This is a genomic window from Streptomyces sp. CA-181903 (assembly GCF_050937075.1).
In the GTDB taxonomy this organism is placed as follows: domain Bacteria; phylum Actinomycetota; class Actinomycetes; order Streptomycetales; family Streptomycetaceae; genus Streptomyces.
The window spans coordinates 1,533,855-1,555,703 of record NZ_JBNJLY010000001.1; the positions used below are offsets into that span (position 1 = coordinate 1,533,855).

Annotated in this window: 13 protein-coding genes and 3 pseudogenes; 8 read left to right on the forward strand and 8 right to left on the reverse strand. The window is 69.1% G+C overall.

The genetic code is table 11. The features are described from left to right. Nucleotides 1-17: 17 nt before the first annotated feature. Together ACQEVS_RS06635 and ACQEVS_RS06640 are read left to right on the forward strand one after the other, a co-directional pair. Nucleotides 18-1,064: pseudogene (locus ACQEVS_RS06635) on the forward strand (polyketide synthase); the annotation flags it as partial. After that, on the forward strand, nucleotides 956-7,672 hold the full coding sequence (locus ACQEVS_RS06640) for an SDR family NAD(P)-dependent oxidoreductase (protein ID WP_433016512.1): 6,717 nt from the start codon (nucleotides 956-958) through the stop codon (nucleotides 7,670-7,672). The pseudogene ACQEVS_RS06635 and the gene ACQEVS_RS06640, both read left to right, overlap by 109 nt. On the opposite strand, the gene ACQEVS_RS06645 is transcribed toward ACQEVS_RS06640, so the two are convergent. Next, nucleotides 7,658-8,530, reverse strand: a complete 873-nt coding sequence (locus ACQEVS_RS06645; RefSeq protein ID WP_433016515.1) for a class I SAM-dependent methyltransferase — start codon at nucleotides 8,528-8,530, stop codon at nucleotides 7,658-7,660. The two genes, ACQEVS_RS06640 and ACQEVS_RS06645, sit on opposite strands and share 15 nt — an antisense overlap. An 82-nt stretch (nucleotides 8,531-8,612) precedes the next feature. Continuing rightward, nucleotides 8,613-9,979 (reverse strand): annotated as a pseudogene (locus tag ACQEVS_RS06650) (xylan 1,4-beta-xylosidase). Nucleotides 9,980-10,189: 210 nt separating this feature from the next. Here ACQEVS_RS06650 and ACQEVS_RS06655 point away from each other — a divergent pair. Next, entirely contained in the window at nucleotides 10,190-11,248 is a 1,059-nt protein-coding gene (locus ACQEVS_RS06655) for a hypothetical protein (RefSeq protein WP_433016518.1), read from the forward strand. 172 nt (nucleotides 11,249-11,420) lie between these two features. On the opposite strand, the gene ACQEVS_RS06660 is transcribed toward ACQEVS_RS06655, so the two are convergent. The 4 genes from ACQEVS_RS06660 to ACQEVS_RS06675 all read right to left on the reverse strand — a co-directional run bounded on the left by ACQEVS_RS06660 (nucleotide 11,421) and on the right by ACQEVS_RS06675 (nucleotide 15,073). Next, nucleotides 11,421-12,077: a 4'-phosphopantetheinyl transferase family protein gene (locus ACQEVS_RS06660; protein ID WP_433016521.1), complete on the reverse strand. Its 657-nt coding sequence runs from the start codon at nucleotides 12,075-12,077 to the stop codon at nucleotides 11,421-11,423. A 62-nt stretch (nucleotides 12,078-12,139) separates the two neighbouring features. Beyond that, nucleotides 12,140-12,886 carry a 3-oxoacyl-[acyl-carrier-protein] reductase gene (gene fabG / locus ACQEVS_RS06665; protein WP_433016524.1) on the reverse strand — a complete coding sequence of 249 codons (747 nt, stop codon included), beginning with the start codon at nucleotides 12,884-12,886 and terminating at the stop codon, nucleotides 12,140-12,142. 55 nt (nucleotides 12,887-12,941) lie between these two features. After that, nucleotides 12,942-13,397 carry an ester cyclase gene (locus ACQEVS_RS06670; RefSeq protein WP_433016527.1) on the reverse strand — a complete coding sequence of 152 codons (456 nt, stop codon included), beginning with the start codon at nucleotides 13,395-13,397 and terminating at the stop codon, nucleotides 12,942-12,944. A gap of 128 nt (nucleotides 13,398-13,525) precedes the next feature. Further along, nucleotides 13,526-15,073: a DHA2 family efflux MFS transporter permease subunit gene (locus tag ACQEVS_RS06675; protein WP_433016530.1), complete on the reverse strand. Its 1,548-nt coding sequence runs from the start codon at nucleotides 15,071-15,073 to the stop codon at nucleotides 13,526-13,528. Between the two features lie 137 nt (nucleotides 15,074-15,210). Between ACQEVS_RS06675 and ACQEVS_RS06680 the strand changes: the two genes are divergently transcribed. Continuing rightward, nucleotides 15,211-15,768, forward strand: coding sequence for a TetR/AcrR family transcriptional regulator (locus ACQEVS_RS06680; protein WP_433016533.1), 558 nt, complete (start codon nucleotides 15,211-15,213; stop codon nucleotides 15,766-15,768). A gap of 607 nt (nucleotides 15,769-16,375) precedes the next feature. Here the strand turns inward: ACQEVS_RS06680 and ACQEVS_RS06685 are convergent. Together ACQEVS_RS06685 and ACQEVS_RS06690 are read right to left on the reverse strand one after the other, a co-directional pair. Further along, the gene (locus tag ACQEVS_RS06685; RefSeq protein ID WP_433016536.1) at nucleotides 16,376-17,197 is read right to left on the reverse strand and encodes a 3-oxoacyl-ACP synthase; all 822 of its coding nucleotides are present in this window, start codon (nucleotides 17,195-17,197) and stop codon (nucleotides 16,376-16,378) included. A gap of 371 nt (nucleotides 17,198-17,568) precedes the next feature. Then, the gene (locus ACQEVS_RS06690; protein WP_433016539.1) at nucleotides 17,569-18,303 is read right to left on the reverse strand and encodes an AfsR/SARP family transcriptional regulator; all 735 of its coding nucleotides are present in this window, start codon (nucleotides 18,301-18,303) and stop codon (nucleotides 17,569-17,571) included. 427 nt (nucleotides 18,304-18,730) lie between these two features. Here ACQEVS_RS06690 and ACQEVS_RS06695 point away from each other — a divergent pair, with 427 nt between their 5' ends. From ACQEVS_RS06695 to ACQEVS_RS06710, 4 genes and pseudogenes are all read left to right on the forward strand, one after another. Beyond that, the gene (locus ACQEVS_RS06695; RefSeq protein ID WP_433016542.1) at nucleotides 18,731-19,606 is read left to right on the forward strand and encodes an alpha/beta fold hydrolase; all 876 of its coding nucleotides are present in this window, start codon (nucleotides 18,731-18,733) and stop codon (nucleotides 19,604-19,606) included. After that, nucleotides 19,603-20,871: an NAD(P)/FAD-dependent oxidoreductase gene (locus ACQEVS_RS06700; RefSeq protein ID WP_433016545.1), complete on the forward strand. Its 1,269-nt coding sequence runs from the start codon at nucleotides 19,603-19,605 to the stop codon at nucleotides 20,869-20,871. Before ACQEVS_RS06695 ends, ACQEVS_RS06700 begins: the two co-directional genes overlap by 4 nt. Nucleotides 20,872-20,945: 74 nt before the next feature. Then, a complete protein-coding gene (locus tag ACQEVS_RS06705) occupies nucleotides 20,946-21,221 on the forward strand; it encodes an acyl carrier protein (RefSeq protein WP_433016548.1) in 276 nt (91 codons plus the stop codon). A gap of 7 nt (nucleotides 21,222-21,228) precedes the next feature. Beyond that, nucleotides 21,229-21,849, forward strand: a pseudogene (locus ACQEVS_RS06710) (beta-ketoacyl synthase N-terminal-like domain-containing protein); the annotation flags it as partial.

The window sequence follows — 21,849 nt, forward strand, 5'->3', positions numbered from 1 at the left end:
AGCGGCTCGTCGCCGTGGTGGGGGCCGCGTGCCGGCTCCCCGGGAGGATCGACGGTCTCGGTGCGCTGTGGCAGGCGCTCGTCGAGGGTCGTGATCTCATCACCGAGGTGCCTCCGGACCGCTTCGACCGCGCTCGTTTCGTCGACGCGTCGATGCCACGCCCGGGCAAGAGCTATACCGCCGCCGGCGGGTTCCTCGACGACATCGCCGGCTTCGACGCCGCGTACTTCGGCATCTCACCCAGGGAAGCGGCGCAGACGGATCCGCAGCAGCGCCTGCTACTGGAGTTGGCCGTCGAGGCCTGCGACGACGCCGCGATCGCGCCCGAGACGCTCGCGGGCACGGACACGGCCGTCTTCGTGGGCATCTCCGACCACTCGTACGGTGCGATGCAAATGCTCACGCCGGAGAAGGTCAACGCCTACACCATGTCGGGCGGGGCGTCCTCGATCGCCGCCAACCGCCTGTCGCACGTCTTCGACCTGCGCGGACCGAGCATGAGCGTCGACACCGCGTGTTCGTCCTCGTTGATCGCCCTGGTCCAGGCATGCCAGGCACTCGGGGCCGGTGTCAGCCGGACCGTCCTGGCCGGTGGAGTCAACCTTCTCCTCAGCCCGTACCACTTCGTCGGCTTCTCCCAGGCGTCGATGCTTTCCCCGACCGGGCGGTGCCGGTCCTTCTCGGCCGACGCCGACGGTTACGTCCGTGCCGAGGGCGCGGGCATGGTGCTCCTCAAGCGGCTGACGGACGCGCTGGCGGACGGCGACCGCGTCCACGCGGTGATCGTGAATGCCGTGGCGGGAAGCGACGGCCGGACGATGGGCCTGTCCCTGCCCCGGGTCGACACACAGGAACAACTGCTGCGGCAGGCTTACGAACAGGCGGGCATCGGCGCCGACGAGGTGGCGTACGTGGAGGCCCACGGCACCGGCACGATGGCGGGCGACCCCGTGGAGTGCGAAGCCATCGGCCGGGCCCTGGGCATGCAGCGCGAGCGGGGGACATTGCCGATCGGATCGGTGAAGTCCAACATGGGCCATCTCGAGCCGGCATCGGGCATGGCCGGGCTGTTCAAGGCCCTGCTCGTCCTGCGCCACCGTCTGATCCCACCCACCCTGCACGCGACCCCCCTCACCCCCACGTCGACTTCCCCGCCCTGGGCCTGGAGCCCGCCGTCACGCCCCTGCCGGTCGAGGTGTCGGCCAGGACCGTGGTGGGGGTCAACTCCTTCGGCTTCGGCGGGGCGAACGCGCATGTCATCCTCGCGCCCCCACCCGAACCCGCCGCCCTGTCGGAGCGCCCGAGCGGCCCGTGTCCGGTCGTGATCGGTGGACGCTCGCCGGAAGCGCTGGCCGAGGCGGCGCGCCGCACGGCCCGGCACCTGGCTGTGACCGCGCCGGCGGACTTCTACGACCTGGCGCGCACCGCCTCCGTCCGGCGTGGGCGCCACCCGCACCAGGCCGTCGTGATCGCCTCCACCCCGCAGGAGGCCGCACAGGCCCTGCTCCGCCTGGTGGAGACCGGGCCGCCACCTCCTGAGACGGACGAAGCGGCCGCGGCCGACAGTGACGTACCACCAGAGGCCGGGCGAAGCGGCACGGACGCGCCCCGCGAAAGCACCGGCCGGCCGGGGCCGGCCGGCCTCGCGTCGGCCACGACCGGACCGGTGGGCGCCCTGGGCCGGGCGACGCCGCACGGTCGCGTCGTCTTCGCGTTCTCCGGCAACGGGGCGCAGTGGCGCGGCATGGGAGCCGACCTCCTCGCCTACGACGCCCACTTCCGCGGCGGCGTGCGGACGGCGGACGAGGCGCTGGCCCCCTTGCTGGGCTGGTCGGTCGAGGCGGCCATGGAGAACCCCGCCCTCACCGCGGACCTGTCGGCCACCGAGGTCGCCCAGCCGCTGTTCTTCGCCCTCCAGGCCGGATTGGTGGAGGCCCTGCGCGCACAGGGCATCGTGCCCGCCGCGGTGGTCGGCCACAGCGCGGGGGAGATCACCGCCGCGTACGTCGCCGGGGCCATCACCGTCGAGGACGCGGCCCGGGTCGTGGTCTCCCGCGGCCGCGCCCAGGCCGGTACGGCCGGCGCCGGCCGCATGGCCGCGCTGACCATGTCCCTCTCCCGGGCGGAGGAGCTGCTGGCCCCCTACCCCGGTCTGGAGATCGGCTGCGTCAACTCCGACCGCGACGTCACCGTCACCGGAGACGACTCCCAGCTCAAGGCTCTGACCGAGGACTTGACACGACTCCGGCAGCCGTGTGTGGACCTCGGCCTGGACTACGCCTTCCACAGCCGCGCCATGACGCCCCTCGAAGCACCCCTCAAAGCCGCCTTACGGGAACTGAGCAGGCCGAGTGAAGTGCAGATCCCGATGGTCTCCGCCGTCACCGGCGATCCGGTCGGCGGGCCGGAACTGGACGCGGAGTACTGGTGGCGCAACATGCGCAGCACCGTGCGGTTCGGTCCGGCCGTGACCCGCCTGCTGGACGACGACTACGACGTTTTCGTCGACGTCGGCCCCCACCCCGTCCTGCGCCCCTATATGCGCCGCACGGCCGCCCGGCGCGGCACCACCGCCATCGCCGTCATCCCCACCCTGTCGAAGGACGCCGACGGCCCGACGGCACTGCGTGTGGCGACCGCGAAAATCATGGCGGCGGGAGCCCGGCTCGACTGGCGGGCCCCGTTCCCCCACCCCGGCCGCGTCGTGGACCTCCCCGCCTACCCCTGGCAGCGGCAACGGCATTGGAGCGGCACCCCGGGCATCTGGACGGGCAGCGTGGGCGACGGCCGTTACGACCACCCCTTGCTGGGCGAGCGGCAGTCTCATCCGCACCCGACCTGGCAGGGGGCCTTGGAGCCCGTACTGGCCCCCTGGCTCTACGACCACCGGCTGGGGGGAACCGTACTGCTTTCCGCGACCGTCTACGCGGAAGTGGCCCTCGCCGCCGGCCGCCGGGTTCTGGACGCTCGCTGCGAGGTCAAGGACCTCACGATTTATCGAGGCATCAGCGTTCCCCACACCGACCCGTCCGAAGTCCACCTTCGTACCACCCTGACCTCGGCCGACGGGACCGTCGTCATCGGCAGCGGCCTGGGCCGCCACGGCGAGGCGCAGATCAACGCCCGCGCGCAGGTCCGCGCCCTGCTGCGCCGGCCGCCCGGTCGAATCGACATCGAAGCGGTACGCGAGCGGTGCCCGACCCGGCTGGAGGCGGAAGAGCACTACAGCGCCATGACGGCCGCCGGACTCGACTGCGGACCGGCCTTCCGCGGCGCCCGGACGGTGTGGGTGGGGGACAAGGAGGTCCTCACCGCCTACCGGTGGAGCGAACCCTCGGACGGCTACGAAATCCATCCCGCGCTGCTGGACATTCCGGTCCAGTCCGGCTTCCCCTTGCTCCACGATCTCCTGGCCGACGGGCGGTACGGCTACCTTCCCGCCGCGATGGAGGCGGTACGGGTGTGGCACACACCACCGGCAGAGGGGTTCGCGTACACGCGCGAACGGTCCCGTTCGCACAACGAGGTCTGCTGGGATGTCGTCACCACCGGCCTCGACGGAAAGGTGGCAGTGCAGATCGAGGGCTGCCGCCTCCGCAGGTTCGCCACAGGAACGAGCACACCGGCCACCCGGCACTCGCTGACCATGCGCGCGGCCCCCCACCCGGACTTGCCGCCGGGAGCGTCTCCCCTGCCCGCGCCCTCGGCCATCCTGGAGTCCGCGCGTGACCGGCTGGAGGCTCTGATCAGCGACTGGGGCCGGTCGCGATGGGGAAGGAAACGCCAGATCACCATCGACGCGGTCGCGCACGCCTTCGCGGCCGCCGTGGAGACGATCCTGGGGGCGCGGGCGTCCGACTTCTCGCCGGGTGATCTCGAGGCATCCGGCGTCCTGCCCCGGTACCACCGAGCGGTCGGTTGCTACCTCCGCACAGCACAACGGCAGGGCGCGGTGCGAGCCATCGGAGCGGACAGGTGGACAACGGCTGGTGGACACCAGCAGAGGCTGACGGAGATCTACCGGCACATGTCGCGCTACCACGCCGACTTGGGGGGCGCGCCCAGCATGTACGGCCGTTGGGCCCGCAACCTGGCGTCCCTGCTGCTCGGAGAGGCGGACCCCCTGGAGACGCTTTTCGGGGAGGGCTCGACCGAACGCTTCGAACAGTACTTCGACGTCAACCCCCACATGCGCCACTGCAACCGCATGGTACGGACCGTGATGGCCGAGGTGGCCGGCCGGTGGCCGGAGGACCGGCCGCTGAGCGTCCTGGAAGTCGGCGCCGGGACCGGCGGCACCACCGCCGCTCTCCTGCCCGTCCTGCCCGCGGAACGGACGTATTACCGGTTCACCGACAGCTCTCCGCTTTTCCTCTCCCAGGCCGAGAAGCGCTTCGCCGCTTACGACTTCCTCGAATACCGCACGTTCGACCTCGACCGGGACCCGCGGGAGCAAGGGCTGGAGGAGGAGAGCTTCGACGTCGTGGTGGCGTCCGACATCCATCGCACGGCCCGGCACCTCACCGCGACACTGCACCGGATGAGGCGCCTGCTGACGCCCGGCGGTCTGTTCTTGGGCCTGGAGATGCACGATACGGAGCTTTTGGCTCCGCTGTTCGGTCTGCTCGACGGCTTCTGGAACGTCTCCGATCACGAACTTCGCCCCGACTGCGCGTTGCTGCCGGCAGGCCGGTGGCCCGCCCTGCTGGCCGACTGCGGGTTCGAGGACGCCCGGCAGGTGGACGACAAACGGCTGCGGGAACACTCGGCCAGGGCATCCGTTCTGATGGCGGCCGCTCCGCGCGCCGTGCCGCTGTCCCTCCCTCCTCCCCGGAATGCCGCCATGGACGGTGCGACATGGATCCTGACCGGTGAGAAGGACGGTGCCGGCGCTTGGCCGCGTGCCGTCGCCGAAGCCCTTCCCTCCACACCGGACCACATCACCGTCCTGCCACGGGCGAACGCCGACCCGGACGGCTGGGCAGAGTTGTTCTCCCAGGGAGACGGAGCGGTACGGGTCGTGTTCCTGCTGGAGGAGGACCCGCCGCCCGGACCGGCCGGGGCCGGGGCGGCCGTGACGATGACCACCCGGCGCGCGGCCGTCCTGGGGGCCGTGGCCGTCGCCGCCGAGGACCTGCCGCCGTCCCGCCAAGTCGAGTTGTGGCTGGTGACGCGGCCCAGCGGCGCCCTCCCCGCTCCCGAGAAACCCCTCACCCCGGTGGACGCCGCGGCTTGGGGCACGACCCGGACCCTGGCCAACGAACATCAACGGCTCACCGTGCGCCGCGTGTCCCTGGAACGCACCGCCGACACGGCGGCCGACGCCCACCGCCTCGGCCGGGAGTTCCGCAAGCCGGGTGAGGAGGATGAGGTCGCACTCACCGCCGCAGGCCGTTTCGTACCCCGGCTCACCGATACGACGTCCGAACCACGAGGCGCCCGGGACAGCGCCGGGGCTGCCTCCTACGCGCTGGAGATCCGTGACCCCGGGCTGTCCTACCGACTGGCCTGGGCCGAGCGCCCACTCCCCGTACCGGAGGCCGGGAAGGTCGTCGTGCGGGTGCGCGCCGCCGCTTTGAACTACCGCGACATCATGCAGGCCACCGGCTTCCTTCCCGGAGAGCAGCGCCCGGGCGCCACCCGGTATCCCGTCGGCTGCGAGGTCGCCGGCGTCGTCACCGCCGTCGCCGACGATGTGACCGCCTTCCGTCCCGGCGACCGGGTCTTCGGTTTCGCCGAGGGGGCCTTCGCCTCCCACGTCCTCACGGAGGAGAGCGGCCTGGGGCTCCTGCCGAAATCCATGACCTTCGCCGAAGGCGCCACGCTTCCCACCGCCTTCACCACAGTCCACTACGGGCTGGGCCACCTCGCCCGACTGGCACCGGGCGAGACGGTCCTCGTGCATGGCGCCGCCGGCGGCGTCGGGCTGGCGGCCCTGCAATTCGCCCGGCATCGAGGTGCCGATGTCATCGCCACCGCCGGCACCCCCTTCAAGCGGGATCTGCTCCGCATGCTGGATGTCGCCCATGTCCTGGACTCGCGCGATCACTCCTTCGCCGAGGAGATCCTCGCGCTGACCGGCGGCCGCGGCGTCGACGTCGTGCTCAACTCCCTTGCCGGAGAAGCCATTCCCCGCGGCATGGAGGCACTCACCTTCTGCGGACGCTTCGTCGAGCTCGGCAAACGGGACATGTTCGAAAACAATCCGCTGCTCCTTGGGGCGTTCCGGAAAAACGTCAGCTTTTTCGGCCTCGACCTCACCGGTCTCATCGTCGAACGTCACGTCGGGGTGGCCCAGTTCAAAGAGGTTTGCGCCAAAGTGCGCAATGGGCGCTACCGTCCCCTTTTCTTTTCGTCCTATCCTGCCGCACGCGTGCGCGAGGCGTTCCGGCTGATGCAGCACTCCCGCCACATCGGCAAAGTGATCATCACCTTCGATCCCGACGACGACCCGGTGCGCATCGAACGCCACCAGGTGATCCCGACCCTCAACCCTGACGCCACTTACCTGGTCACCGGCGGACTCGGCGGACTCGGTGCCGCCACCGCCGTCTGGCTCGCCGACCACGGTGCCCGGCACCTCGCCCTCGTCGGCCGCCGCGGCCACGCTTCCCCGGAGGCCGGGGAACTCCTGACGAAGCTGTCCCGGCGCGGCGCCCAAGGGCACGTCCACGCGGCGGACGTCACCGACGCCGACGCCATGCGCCGGATCATCGAGGAGGCCGTTTCAGCCGGGCGCCCGCTGCGCGGCGTCGTCCACGCCGCCATGCAACTCGACGACCACCCCCTGGCCGACCGCGATCCCGACCGCTTCCGCACGGCCCTCGCCCCCAAACTGGCCGGTGCGGCCGTACTCGACGACGTCACCCGCGACCAGCGGCTTGACTTCTTCCTCCTCTACTCCTCAGTCTCCGCGACCATGGGCGGCCCCCTCCAGGCCAACTACGTCGCGGGGAACCTCTACCAAGAAGCCCTGGTGCGCCACCGTCGCGGCAAACGACTTCCCGGCGCCGCGATCGCGTGGGGCGCGATCGGCGAAACGGGCTACGTCACACGCAATGACCTTGCGAAAGCACTCGAACAGGCAGGCATCCTGCCGGTTACGCCGACACAGGCCCTGGCGGTGGCAGGCGACATCCTCGTCTCCCAGGACGTGTTCACGGTGTTCGGACGCTTCGACTGGCAGGCGCTGCACGGCGTCATGCCCACACTCGACTGCCCGCGCATGCGCAAGCTGATGCCCGAACTGGCGGAATCCACCCGGGGGCAGACCAAAGAAATGATCCTGGCCGCCTTGGCGGCCATGGACAGCGAAGACCGCCTCGCCTTCATCGCCTCCTCCCTCGCCGCGCTGCTCGCCGACACCCTCCACATGCCCGTCGAACAGCTAGAGCACCACCGCCGGCTCGACGAATACGGCGTGGACTCCCTCATGGGCACCGAACTCCTGGTCAATCTGCGTCAGCAGTACGGCGTCGACATCCCGCCCATGGAAATGCTGCGCAGCACCGGCACCATCGCCGACCTCGCCCGCATCGTCCACCAACGCCTGGGCCTGCGCCAGGAGCGGCCGGACGCGCTACCTACGCCTCACACTCCGTCTCCGGTACCGAGGGCGGCCGACCGCTTGGGGGAGCGCGCCTTCGGCCGGGAGAGGTCAGCCGACGGCTGAAAAGGTGATGCGCAGCAGGTCCAGCCACCGCGCGGCGAAGAGCCGGGAGGCCACCGACAGGTACCGCTCGTACCGGGTCACGACCGCCTCGCCCACGAAGAACCGTGCCTCCTCACGGCGGGCTCGCAGCCGCTCCTCCCACACCTGACAGGTGCGCCGGTAGTGGTCACCGTCCTGCCGCAGCGCCACGATCTCGAACAAACCCTCGACGGCCCGCTCGATCTCCCCGCGAACGGGGAGATCGCTCTCCGGGAAGACCACCATGTCTCTCAGTCCGGAGTTCGCCCCGGCCACCGCGGTGAACACGGTCCGCCCCGAACCCGATGCCCGATCCGCCCAGACGATGGTCTGCAGACCCAGCCGGCCTCCCGGCGGCAGCCACCGGTGGCAGCGTGTGAAGAACGCCCGGTAGGCCGCGATCCTCTCCTCGCCGCTCATGCCCGGCCGCGCGAAGTGCTCGAACGCGCCGATGGACAGGATGGCTCCGTAACCCGTCTCCGGCTCGTGGTCCTCCCATCGTTCCGCCAGCACCACGGCACGGCTTCCCAGCCGCTTCCCGGCCCACGCCGCCTGTCCACGACTCGGGTTCAGCCCGGTCGCGTGCCGTACGCCGCGGTCGGCGAGGCGCAACAGTGCGCTGCCCCAGCCGCAGCCGATGTCGAGTACCCGGCCGGCGCCGTCGGCGCCCACCTGCTCGATCAGGTAGTCCAGTTTCTTCTGCTGGGCGGCGGCCAGGTCGTCCGTTCCCTGCCACAGGGCGCAGCTGTAGGTGAGGGAGGGGTCCAGCCACTGCCGGAAGAACGCGGCGGGCAGGTCGTAGTGCTCTTCGAGAGCATCCGAGGAAGCACCTGTGTACATGGGCCGTCCGTCTCCTTCCCTCCGCGGCGGCCCACGGCTGCGTCCGCGCCGCCGTCTCGCCGGTGGCCGTCGGAACGAGACCTCACCCCAGCCACCGCACCTCGTACCCCTTCAACTCCACCGCCCGCCCGTCCACCCGTACCCGGACGTCCGCGTCCCGCGTGTTGACGACCACCGTCGCGTCCCGCGACGCGAGCGCCTGCACGCCGTCGCCCTGCACGTCCGGCCGGTGGACCTCCTTCCCCGGGGGAACTCCCGGGCGAAGCGGGAGAGGAGGTCCATCATGGGGAGGCGGGTGCCGCCACCGGTGAGGGCGGTGCTGCTCCAGAGGCAGCCGGGGCAGCTGCCGGTGTCGGTTTCGGGGTTCCAGTAGAAGGCGGCGGAGACGCCGGATTCGGCCATGTTCATCATGGCGGTCGCCTGGACGGCGACGCGGTGGTCCTCGGCCCAGCCGGCCCGGTTGTCCTGGGCGTCGGGGGGCTCGACGTACCACTCGGCCCACCAGACGGGCAGACCGGTGGTCTTCCGCAGCCAGGCGGTGACGTCGGCGAACTTGCGGGTGGCGCCGAACTCGTCGGGGAGGAGCCGGTTGCCGTCCCGGGTGTAGCTGGAGCCGTCGACGACGACGAAGTCGGCGCCCGCCTTGTGGCGGTTCCAGTACTCCAGGGCGTCTACGGCGCGCTGGTCGACGATGCCCCACGGCCCTTGCAGGGAGGAGATGTTGGAGGCCGTGTCGGGCGGGTTGCTGTCCATGACGACGTACGGCCCGCCGATGAGGACGTCGTCCCGCTGTTTTCTGATCTCCTCGTAGACGAGGTTGTAGAGCTCGGTGTACCCCTCGTAGTTCCAGCGCTTACGGGATTCGTCGTAGAAACCCTTGAGTTCGTTCCAGACGATGAAGTGGTGGACGTCCGGGTAGCGCTTGGCGATCACTCCGGCCAGCTTGGCGAAGTCGCGGTAGTGGTCCGGGTCGGGGGCCTTCTCCAGGGACTTCTGGGACCAGTCGGTCTGCGCGCCCCCGCCCTTCATCCAGTCGGGGGCACAGCAGAGGGTGAGGACGGGCGTTCCGCCCGAGCGGCGCATCAGGGCGACGCGGCGGTCGAGGTCGGCGAAGTTGTAACGGCCGGGCCGGGGCTCGGGGTTGTCGGCACCCCAGCCCATGACGTGCTGGTTCTGCGGCAGGGACTCGGCCGCGAGCAGCTTGTCGGCGGTCCGCCGGGCGGTGTCCTCGCCGCGGTCGGCGCTGTACTGGGTGTGGGTGAAGCCCCACCCGACCTCGGCCCGCTCGTCGGACGGCGTGCCGTCCCGGGAGTGCCAGCCGGCGAGGATCGCGGCGAGCAGCAGGGCCAGGGCGCAGGCCACGACCGCGAGCAGGGCGGTCAGCCGCCACCGCCCCCGTTTCGGCAACGCCGGTCCCCCGGCAGCCGGTCTCCCGGCATGACGTCCCATCACGGCCAGGATATCGGCCGGAGGGGCCGGTCCGGGGGGTTCCGGCCGATCGGTGGTGGTGAACGGTCGGGGCGGTGAACGCTCCGCTTCCCTGGGTACGCGTACTCAGTTCCGGACTCAGTTCCAGCTCAGTTCCGGCTGAGTTCCGGTGGAGTGAGCTGAGTAAGTCGTCGCTGTCGGCGAGCGGGGTCCGTGGCGTGTGATCGTCCCATGGAGAAACACCCGCCCCAGGAGCCGGCCGTCGCCACCGTGGACACCCCGACCGCAGGAGTGAGTCGTAAGACAGTGGTCCGGCGGTGGCTCATCCTCGCGGCCGCGTTCGCGCTGCTCTTCTGGGCGTGCGGCGCGGTGCACGACTTCTTCGAAAAACTCGACGGAGGTCCCGTACGGTCCGCGGCCGACTACCGTACGCAGGAGATCAGGACCCGTGAGGCCGGGAGAACGGCCGTCGCCGGCCTCCGCCCGGGCGTGGGGAGACCCGGCTGGACGCAGGAGGAGCGCAGCACCTCGTGCGTCGACGACCTGGGGGCCGACGACAACGGCGTGACCAGGGGCCGGCCCAAGTACGAGAAGTCCCTGGAATACGCCCGCAAGGCGGACTACCTGGCCGACCTCAGCAGGCTCCGCGCGTCATGGCAGCAGCACGGCTGGAAGGTCCGGAATACGCCGGACCCCGCGTCCTCCCAGGACACCGACGACCGCTCCGAGCCGCGATGGCCGGGCATCCGCACCGTCGCCGACCACGGCATCGCCCTCTTCATGGGTACCGACTCGTACACGAAGAGGCCCATCCTGTCGGCCGACGGCGGCTGTATCCGCTACCGGACCGAGCAGGGAGTCGCCGCCCGTGAGAAGTCGGGCGCCGCCGCCAGCCGGTCCCCCGCCCGGGAGGGCACCGTCACCTACGACGACAACGTCCGCGTCTCCATCGGTCCCGTCCGGCCCGTCACCCTCCCCGCCGGCACGACCGGCGACGGAGCACCGGCGACGCGCGCGTACCAGGTGCCGGTCATCGTGACGAACGCCAGTGGCGCCCCGGTGGAACTGCGCGACGGCATGGGGAGTTACCTGCACGCGAACCCCGGCGTCAACTGGCTCCCCGACTTCCCCGCGGAACTCCGCTCGGGGCGACCGGCGGTGGTCGGGGAGGGCGGGTCGACGCGCCTGGAGTTCGCGTTCACGGCGGAGAAGAAGCCCTCGCGCCTGGACATCAAGTACAGCCCCGGCGAGTTTCACCGGTCCTACCCGTGGAGCCTGTCCGTCCCCTAGTGCCCGGACCGGAATGTTCACCGTGGTGGGGTTGTGGTGGATAGTGTCGCGGGCCTTTGGCGCCGGCCATGCACTGACCTCCCGCACCAGTTCGGTTGGCGGACGGCCCACCACGGCGCGTACTCTTGCGAGCACAGTGATCTCTGCCATCGCGTCCGCCATCTCCTGACTCTCAGGCATCCTGCTCCTCCTTGTGGTGGGAGCCGAGTATCCGGCTCGGCGGCATCCGCCCGTTGTGGACGGGTGGTGTGTCACCGTGCCAAGCGACGCTTGCCACATAGCCTTCGGGGACGTCGATGTCCAGATGACGCCACCCGTCGGGCAAGGCCCAAGGGGCAGGCCCGAGGCCGTGGGCCAGCCCCGTGCCCACTGCTTTCACGTACGCCTCTCTGCGCACCCAGTAACGCAGGAAGAGCGCACTGTGGTCCGCCGGAGCGGCGGCGGCGATGTCCTGCCGTTCCTCGGCGGAGAGCCATCGTGAGACGGCATCCAGCGTATGGTTCGCAACCGTGGTGGCTTCCACGTCCGCCCCCAGCGCCGCCCTGGCGGAAACGGCGTACAAGACCCCGTCTCCCGAGTGCGACATCGAGAACCCCAAGTCGGACGCGCCGACGAGGTAGGGACGGCCGTGCGGCCCTCCGCAACTGGGGCAGGGCGCCCGCCTGAACGTCAGCTCCTCCGGTGCGGCATCAAGGTAGTCGGCGAGGAGGGTGCGCAGACCCGCGTGGGCGAAGATCCGGCGATGGCGTTGCCGGGGCTTGAGCCGGGCTGCCCGCCGCCGCTGCTCGTCATCGAGCAGGCGGGCCGCACCTTCGGCGGCCTCGCTCAAGGGCGGCACGGTCAACCACCAGGTGTGCAACGTGCCGGCGTCCGCCCGCGGCTGCGGATCTGTCACAGTGCCACGCCACCGTCGACTTGCAGCACCTGGCCGGTGACATAGGACGCCTTGTCCGACAGCAGGAACGCTGTGAGATTCGCGACCTCCTGAGCGGTGCCGAAGCGCCGGAGCGGCACGGAGGCGATGGCCTCCTTGTGCGCCTTCGCGCTGAGCTGGTCTGTCATGTCCGTCTCGATGAAGCCAGGGGCGACCACGTTGACGCGGATACCATGGCGAGCCAGTTCCTTGGCGAGCGTCCGGCTCAGACTGTTCACACCGCCCTTCGACGCGGCGTAATTGGCCTGCGTCGCGTGTCCGTAGACACCTGCGACCGAGGAGATGTTGACGATCGCTCCGGTACGCCGTTTGAGCATGCGGAAGCCAACGGCACGGCAGAAGTTGAAGGTCCCTGTGAGATTGGTGTCGATCACCGAGTGCCAGTCCTCGACCGGCATCATCACCAGGTGGTTGTCCTTGACGATGCCTGCGGAGTTCACCAGTCCGGATGCTGGTCCCAACGCCTCTTCGGCGTGCTTCACAAAGGTGTCGACGGCCCTGAAGTCAGTGACGTCGCAGGGCTTGTGGAAACAGCTCGCGCCCTGCGCGCGAATCAGTTCGGCGGTCTCCTCCGCCGCCGCCGACGGGCTGCGTCCGCAGAACGCAATGTTGTAGCCCTCGCTGGCCAACTGGACGGCGGTGGCTCGGCCGATGCCGCGTGTTCCGCCGGTGACGATGACGAGGGAGCGCTGCTCTTCCTGCATAAGTGTTCCTTCACGGTCGAGATGAGCAGAGAGGGTTGCCGACATGGAGCTCAGCTCACGGGGTGGGCAGTGGGGCGCCAAGGTCGACGTAGACGTCCATCAGATCGTCGGAGAGCCAGTACTCCGCGATCCGTCCGGAGTCGTCCAGGCGAAGAATGTCGGCACCGCGCAGCGTGACGGGGGTTCCCGGTGCGGCAGTGGCCCCCGGCGGCCTCCCGGGCTGCCAGTTGCCGCGGAACACCCAACGGCCGATCACATGGGCGGCGTCCGCGAAGGGGCCGAGCGCCGTTTGGATATGAGCGTTCGCGTACGAGGAGCGGAAGGCTTCGATCCATGCCACGAACCGCTCGGGGGTGCTGATGGCGTCCGGTGCAGGCATCCCGTACCGCGGCAGGTGCACGACCAGGTCCCTGGCGAGGATCTCATCGGCCCGCTCCCACTGGCCGTTCCAAAGGTCCATCCACTTGCCCCACAGCACCGTGTGCGAAGGCGCGTTCAGGGTGTCAGTCATCAAGGGCTCCCTACGAAAACGGGATGACGCGTCCGGTACAGAGCGCATCGGGAGGGTTTGGATACAGCGGTCTCGAAAACGCGAGGGCGGGGCGGAACGCCGGGCGTTCCGCCCCGCCCTCGGCTGGTCTAAGCGTTCTTCTTGGGCCGGTCGATCCGCAGAGCGAGGATGGTCAGGCTTGCCGCCAGCGACGCCGCCGCGGTGAACCACCAGCCGGCGCGGTAGGCGGTGAGCGCGGCCTCAGAGTCGCTCGGATTGCCGATGATCACGATGAGAAGGGAAACGCCGAGGACGAAGCCGACCTGGCGGAACATATTGTTCAGACCCGAGCCCGTGGCCACGGCGGTGGCCGGGAGCTCCCGGGTGCTGGCGCCCATCAACGGTGCGAGCGACAGTCCCATGCCGATGCGGGTCAGGAGGACGCCGGGCAGCATGCCCCACACATAGTTGGGCTCGACCGTGACGGCGACAGCCCACCAGGCCGATCCGATGGCGAGGACAGTCGAGCCGAACACCACGCTCAGCACCTGGCCCAACTTGGCGACCAACTTGGCGGACAGGATCGACAAGAAGGGCAGCATCAGGTTGCCGGGTGCCATCGCCATGCCGGTCGCGAGTGCTGACCAGCCCCAGACGTTCTGGCACCACAGCGACACGGAGAGCACACCTGCGGCGAAGGCCACGTAGTAGAAGGCGGACGCGACGTTGGCCATGGAGAAGTCGCGGATCCGCAGCAAAGAGAGGTCGATGACCGGACTGGTGTGACGGGAGGAGCGGAAGAGCAGAACAGCGATGAGAATCATGCTGCCGACGAGGGCGCCGAGTACCTTGCCCGTCCCCCAGCCCCAGTCGGGCGCCTTCACGATGCCGAGGGCGAGCAGCCCGATGGCGACGGCGAGCAGGGCGGAGCCGAACAGGTCGGGCATCGGTTGGCGTTCCTTGGAAGGGTGCCTTCCCGGGGCGATGACGCGAGCGCCGACGATGACGGCGAGGACGCCGATCGGCAGGTTGACCAGGAAGATCCACGGCCAGTCGACGTTGACCAGAACGCCGCCGACCAGGGGCCCTGAAGCCGCTGCGACCCCTGAGGCCGTGGCCCAGACTCGCATGGCCTTGGCGCGCTGTTCGGCCCCGTACGTCACCATGAGCAGCCCCATCGAGGTGGGCCCGAGCGCGGCGGCGCCAACGGCTTGCAGCAACCGGGCGGCGTTCAGCGCATCCACGGAGCCGGCCACCGCGCACAGGCCGGAGGCAACGGTGAACAGGCCCAAGCCGGTCATGAAAACGTTCTTCATGCCGAACCTGTCGGCGAACCGCCCGGCCGGTATCAGCAGAGCAGCGAAGACGATCGCGTAGCCATTGAGGATCCACGACAGGTCAGCGACGGACGCATCGGTGAAGTCGGCGCCGATCGCAGGAAAGGCGACGTTGACGATGGTGAGGTCGAGGGTGGAGATGAGGATGCCGGCGCAGATGGTGGCGGCGGCGAGCGTACGACGCCGGTCGCGGCGCTGGTGCGTCGGCGCGCCGGCCGGCTGCTCGGTTATGGATGAAGTGGCCATGGCAACTTTCACAGAAGAGTGGGCGGTGAGCCGGAAGTAGCGAGGACTGAGCGGCGAAGCGATTGCGGAGCCGCCGACGGTCAGCCGGCTGCCGGACGCGCGGCTCAGGCGCACGGTGGAGGGATGGCGGCTGCAAGGGTCCGGGTTGCAAAGACCAGCCGCAGCAACGAAGATAGTACTGAGTCACTACTCAGTCAACGCCAGCGAGCCACCCCCGAGGGGTGAGGCGAGAGTCAGGTGCGTGGTTATATATGAAGATGCAACGAATGACGGCGGCGGACCGGCGTAAGCAGATCCTTGGGATTGCGTCTGAGGAATTCGCGCGGACCGGTTTCTATGGGACGTCAGTGGAAGCAATCGCACGGAAGGCAGATATCAGCAACCCTTACGTGTTCCGCCTCTTCGGCACCAAACTAGGACTCTTCATTGCGGTCGTCGACGCCTCGTTCGACGACATTGTGGACAACTTCGACCGCGTGAGTGCCGGCCTGAGCGGCAGGGAAGCCCTCGTGGCCATGGGGCAGGCATACGGGGCCCTAGTCCGCGAGAACCAAACTTTCCTGCTGGTACAGATGCATGCTTTCGCCGCCTGTAACGACATGGAAATCAGGACAGCCGTCCAAACTGGATTCGGCCGGATGTGGCACACTGTGAAGAATAATTCCGGCGCGGACGACGTAACAGTGAAGCAATTCCTTTCCCTTGGCATGATGCTCAACAACATGGCCGCCATGGACCTGTGGAGCCTGGACGAGACATGGGCGAAGGCATGCGTGGCCGTCCTGCCCGTGGAGCACTGGACCCCCTGACGCACCCCGCCCAGCGGCGCGCTCTCAAGCGCTTCGGCCCGTCTCCCGTACCGCGGGCCACCCTCGGCACACCGGACCAGGAGCGTCTCGTCGGCGGGACCGAGAAGCGGGAAAGAACCGGCAATATCTCTTGCGACCCGGCCTGCCATGACTTCCCGGTCCACACCCGCCAAGCCGGGATCGGGCGCACCACCGTGCCCGACCCGACCGCGTACGGCCCAAATGAAGCGTCAACTGCTGCGCAATGAAGTGGAGTTCGATGCGCACGGCCCATCCACGCGTCCGAGGCCGCTTCCTTGACTGACTCACTTGGCGTCCTTCTCGGCGACCACTGGCCGTTCACCGCGCGCGAGGGCCATCGTGTGCGGGAACACTTCCGTAGGCCGTCTCCGGCGCCCGCGCCAAGACCTCACCGCCTGCTACGGCCCCGGCCTTGAGGACCACGAAGTCCTCGTCCAGGCTCGGCGGCTCCACGAGCGGCGACAACTCGTGGAGGAGCGCCGTGATCCGCTCGCCCGTCGTGCGGTAGAGCGCAAGGCGCGGCACCAGCTGTGGGCGCGTGCCGCCGCGCCTGCCCTGTCGCGTGGGCGGCGCGCGGAGGGAGATGTCAGACCTCAGCGCGCTGGACTATCAGGCAGGACCAGGTGAAGCCGCCACCTCCGCTGAAGCTGATGGCGTACTCTCCCGGAGCCAGCAGGTCTTGGTCCCATATGTCGGCGAGGTTGGCAAGGCTGTCACCGCCGCCGAGGTGGCCGGTGTGTGCGCCGAGTTGGAGGATGTCCACCTTGAGTACATCTTTCATGATCGGCAAATAGAGCAGCTCGATGGTCTTCGGCCCGAGCCTGGAGAGCGCGGCGCATCGGATCCGTGGGTCGTCCGGCTCCAGGCCGGCTTCGCGGAGGGCCGTCAGCAGGGTCTGGCGTACCTTGACTGGGCCGATCTCGGCGAATCTGGCCATGCCGCCGGCCGCCAGGAACGCCTTCTTGGTGCGCCGGGCGTCGATGGGTGCGGAGTGTGAAAGAGGTGCCGTACTGAAAGCGTCGTTGCCCCGGTACATGGTCTCCAGCTCGGGGGCCGCCGACGTGGCGTAAGAAGCGATGCGCAGGCCGGGGCCGGAGCGGGCCAGGACGGCCGCTGTGCCGCCATCCCCGAAGGCCGCGTCGTAGTCGCTGCGCCACCGGTCGAAGCCGGGAGCCGTGAAGCGGTCGCCTGTGGTGACGAGGGCGGTGCGTACCGAGGGATCGGCCTGGAGCCGGACCGCGGCGGTGTGCAGGCCCATCGCTCCGACATGGCACATCTGCTGCAGGCCCATCGGGACGGCGTTTACGGCGCCGAGTTGGTGGGCGACGTAGTGAGCCGGGGACCAGAAGTCCTGACCCTGGTGGTAGACCCAACCGTGGAGGACCAGGTCGATGTCGGTTCCGTTCATGCCCGCGCGGGTCAGGGATCTGCGGCCGGCGTGTACCGCCATCTCGGGGCCGGATGCGTTCGTGGAGACGGGGACTTCGCGCGCTCCCGTTGCTGCGGCCTGTTCCGCGGTGACGAGTCCGGCACGTACCGCTGCCTCGGCTGTCTGGCGGGTTTCCGGCAGCCATGTGCTGACGGAACGGATGACGAGTGGGCTTTCGAAGCGCATACGGATCCCTGATGGCCGGCTCTGTCCCCGGAGGTCGGGATAGGTACAGAGCCGCCGACTCGGCTCCCAGGACACTGTCTATGAAGTGATCTGTGCCATGCGGGCAAGGCTGTCTGCGCAATGGGGGGTGTGGGACGGATCATGAGAGCAGAACCGCTCGGTGGCTACGCCACCATCGGCTCGCGTTCCCTGGTCGGCTCGGACTGCAGGCTGCGGTCCGCTGACAGGATGGCGCGGTACAGATCGCGGATATGAGGTGCCGGTTCGATGCCGAGTCGGCTGGTGAGCTCCCGGCGCAGGTCTCGGTAGACCTGGAGGGCCTCGACGCGGCGCCCGGCGCGGTGGAGCGCCAGCATGAGCTGTGCATGCAGGCGCTCATGTGTGGGGTCGGCTGTCGCGTACGCGACCAGCTCCCCGAGGAGTTCATAGTGGCGTCCGAGCCTGAGTTCCGCGCTGATGCATCGGTCCAGGGCGGTCCGGCGCCGTTCTTCGAGTTCCTTGGCGTGAATGGTCAGGAGCGGTCCGCGCGGCAGGTCACTGAGGGCGGGGCCGCGCCACAGCGCCAGTGCTTGGCGGAAGCGGGCAGCGGCGACGGCGTCATCACCGCCGGCCATAGCGCGGTGCCCGCGCTCGGCCAGGCGCTCGAAGGCCTCGGCGTCGATCTGGACGGAGAGCGGGTTGAGTGTGTATCCGCCTGGGCGGGTGACGATCACTGTTTTGGGGTCTATGTCAGGTATCCCCGCGGCGACCAGTTCCCGCAGTTTGCGAATGTACGTGTGGAGTGCCGCCCCGGCGCTGCGGGGCGCTTGGTCCGCCCAGAGTTCCTGTGCGCACTCTGCCGGCGACACGGTCTGCCCGCGGCGCAGCGCGAGCAAAGCGAGAAGCTTGGCCTGCTTCACCGCGGTGGGTGCGGTGCCGCCCCCGGCAAGTCCACCGCGAACGCGCCGAGCACCGATACGTCCATCAATCCCCCTTGTTACCTGTTAGTAACTGATAACCGTGACCTTATGAATCCAGCCACTGGGCTGTCAACATCGATACAGCCCCGCAAGGCGCTCCGAAGTCACATATTTGCAGCTCAGCGCGTTGTTCAGGGCATAGGTCAAGCAATGACAAAGCGCCGACCGCTCTCGTCCGGCCAGGCCGCCCGCCACCTGGCGTCGACCTGAAGCCCGCCTGAAGCCACACTGCCTGCGAGCTCCACCCCGGCTGGGCTACGCCTCCGCCCGCCCTCCACTTCCGCTCCATCGAACTCCCCTTGGCCGGAATCGGCCCACTACCGTCTGCGCCGTCCCGGTCACTGAGCGACGGCGAGGAGTGAGACGAGTGTCGACGAACCGAGCGAACCGAGGAACACCGGACGGCGCCGGCTGGCATCAGGTCGTCGACCAGTCGATCGATGGCGAGGAGATTCGTGTCTGGGAACGTCCCTCGTACACTCCGGGGACGCCTTGCGTCGCGCTGGTGCACGGTTTCGAGGAGAGCTGGCAGAGCTGGCGCGCGCTGGCCGACTTCCTGCCACGGGAACTTCATCTGTTCTCCCTGGATCTGCCCTGGCGCAACGGTTCGCGTCACCGGTGGGCGGACGGCGGCGCATCCCCCACATGGCTGCGCCGCTCCCTGGAACTGTTGCCGCGGCCTGCGAACGCCGTCGTGGCGCATTCCTTCGGCGCAACCACCCTGCTGGACCTTCTGGCGCGTCGCACGGCCGTGGCAGCGGTGCCCGCCGTCCTGGTAGCGCCCGTCTACCGGCCGCACGATACCCCCGTCGACCCAAGGTTCTTCGACGAGGCGATCCACCGGTTCCGCGACGTTCTCGCTGAGGGACTGCGAGCGCAGTTGGGGTCACGTGCCGCGCGCATCCCCAAGGACATTCTCGCCACAATGACGGACAAGGTCCGTGAGCGGGTGGAGCCGCACGGCTTCCTGCAGTTCTACACGATGCTCGCCCGCACCCCGAAGCTCGCTCTGCGGGACATCGCCGTACCGGTCCTCATGGTCAGCGGAAGCGGCGATCCGTCCGCACCGCCGGCCGCTGTCAGCGAACTCAGCGCCCGGGTTGCCCACTTCAGTCTCGTTCAGGATCCCGGGCTGAGCCACTTCTGCCAGCAGCAGCAGCCGCTCCAGGTCGCCGCCGCCATCACAGATCATTTCGTCCGCCTCGGCCTCTGCCGATCCGACAAGGAAGTCATCTGCGCATGACCACACCGGAAGACCGCACTTACGACGTCGTCATCAGCGGAGCGAGCGTCGCGGGTTGTACTGCGGCGGTTCTGCTCGCCCGCCGCGGCGTCCGGGTGGCGCTGCTTGAGCGTCGCTCGGACCCGGCCGCGTACAAAGTGCTCTGCACGCATTACCTCCAGCCGTGCGCCTACCCCGTTCTCGATGAGCTGGGTGTGATCCCGGCCCTGGAGAGGGCGGGTGCCATCCGCAACGAGGCCCGCTGGTATACGCGGTGGGGGTGGATCGAGCCGAAGCCCGCACCGGGCAAGGGGGAGCTGCCCTACGCGTACAACGTGCGGCGCAGCACCCTTGACCCGCTGCTTCGCGACCACGCGGCCCGAACGCCCGGAGTCGACCTGCTTCTCGGGCACACCGTCACCGGACTGGTCCGGCGCGGCGGCCGGGTGGCCGGTGTCCGGGTCAAGACCTTGGAGGGGGAACGCGAGATGTCCGCCCGCCTGGTGGTCGGGGCGGACGGCAGAGACTCCGCCGTCGGCAAGCACGCGGAGCTGCCCACGCGCACCTTCGAGAATGGGCGGTTCAGCTACTTCGCCCACTTCCGTGGCCTGGAGCTCCGGGACGGCATCACCCATTCCTGGTTCCTCGAACCGGACATGGCGTACGCGATGCCGAACGACGATGGTGTGACGATCGTCGCCGTCATCCCCGACAAAAAGCGCCTGCCGGCCTTCCGTGAGGACCTGGAAGGCGCCTTCATGCAGTTCGTACGCGACCTGCCCGAGGCGCCTGGCATAGACGCCGCAGAACGCATCACCAAGATCACAGGTACCGTCAACTACCCGCTCCACAGTCGCAAGCCGATCGGTCAGGGTGTCGCGCTGGTCGGTGACGCAGCTGTCACCGGTGACCCGCTGTGGGGCGTCGGCTGCGGTTGGGCCCTCGAATCGGCCCAGTGGCTGACCGAGGCTGTGGCTCCAGCCGTCCTTGGACGCACCGATCCGGACCAGGCTCTCGCCGCGTATGAGAAGCGGCACCGCCGCAAGCTCGGCGGCCACCAGCACCTGGCCGCCGACTATGCCAAGTCCCGCCCCTTCAACCCCTTCGAGCGATTGATGTTCTCGGCAGCGGCTCGCGATGACGCCATGGCTCGGCACATGCACATGTTCGCCTCCCGGCTCATCGGGCCCATGCGGTTCCTGAACCCGGTCGCACTGGCCAAGGCGTCCGCGGTCAACCTCCGGCACCGCGAAAGTCCCGAGCGCATACCCGTCAACACCCGCTGACCCCACCACCCCGAACAAACGATCCCCGCGGCCCACGTACCGCCGCGCCTCTGGAACTGAGAAAGGTACACACCATGAGCGCCAAGACCGTCATCACCCTGTCCGAAGAGCAGGACGCGCAGCTGCGCGAGATCATCATCGACGTGCTGGAGCTGGAAGAGAGTGAACTCACCGACACCAGCCGATTCATCGAGGACCACGACGCGGACTCACTGCTCGCCATAGAGATCCTGGCCCGCCTGGAAAAGGAGCTGGGCATCACCATCCCGCAGGACGACCTCGCCGAAATGGGCGATCTCAACGGCGTCCGTACGGTCGTTACCCGCAGCCTGCGTGGCGCCGATGTCTGAGCTGGACATGCGCCGCGTAGTCGTCACCGGCCTCGGCGCCGTGAGCAGCGCGGGCATCGGCGCCGCGGAGTTCACCGCGGCCATCCGGGCAGGCCGGCCGACCACGTCGGAGATCTGCAGCTTCGATACGACCGGCTTTCCTCATGTGTACGCCGGTGAGGTGCATGACTTCGACCCGCGCGCGTGGCTGCACCACCTAGACCCCGAACTATGGGGGCGAAGCGCCCAGTTCGCCGCAGCAGCCGCACGGCTCGCCGTCGCTGACTCGGGGCTTGAGGACACCCAACTCGCCGCATCCCGATCCGGATCGGCCATGGGAACCACCAGTGGCGAATCGGCCGTGATCGAGGAACTGGTCGGCGAGTGGGCGAACGACGGACTCAAGGCACTCAGCCCCGAACGCATCGCCGCTGCCCCCGCCGGGCGGATCGCCGCCGCGGTGAACACTGAGCTCGGTCTCACGGGCGAGGCGCTGACCCTGGCCACCGCATGCTCGGCCAGCAACTACGCGCTCGGCTACGCCTACGACATGGTCGCGAGCGGCGAAGCCGACTACATGCTGGCCGGCGGCGCGGACTCCCTGAACCGATGGGCGCATGCCGGGTTCTTCCGCCTCGGCGCCCTGGCC

What these genes read in the sequence shown, in the direction of transcription:
- ACQEVS_RS06645 (WP_433016515.1), bottom strand. Translation starts at nt 8,530, where the DNA reads ATGTACACAGGTGCTTCCTCGGATGCTCTCGAAGAGCACTACGACCTG.
- ACQEVS_RS06655 (WP_433016518.1), top strand. Translation starts at nt 10,190, where the DNA reads ATGGAGAAACACCCGCCCCAGGAGCCGGCCGTCGCCACCGTGGACACC.
- fabG (WP_433016524.1), bottom strand. Translation starts at nt 12,886, where the DNA reads ATGCAGGAAGAGCAGCGCTCCCTCGTCATCGTCACCGGCGGAACACGC.
- ACQEVS_RS06670 (WP_433016527.1), bottom strand. Translation starts at nt 13,397, where the DNA reads ATGACTGACACCCTGAACGCGCCTTCGCACACGGTGCTGTGGGGCAAG.
- ACQEVS_RS06680 (WP_433016533.1), top strand. Translation starts at nt 15,211, where the DNA reads ATGAAGATGCAACGAATGACGGCGGCGGACCGGCGTAAGCAGATCCTT.
- ACQEVS_RS06685 (WP_433016536.1), bottom strand. Translation starts at nt 17,197, where the DNA reads ATGAACGGAACCGACATCGACCTGGTCCTCCACGGTTGGGTCTACCAC.
- ACQEVS_RS06700 (WP_433016545.1), top strand. Translation starts at nt 19,603, where the DNA reads ATGACCACACCGGAAGACCGCACTTACGACGTCGTCATCAGCGGAGCG.
- ACQEVS_RS06705 (WP_433016548.1), top strand. Translation starts at nt 20,946, where the DNA reads ATGAGCGCCAAGACCGTCATCACCCTGTCCGAAGAGCAGGACGCGCAG.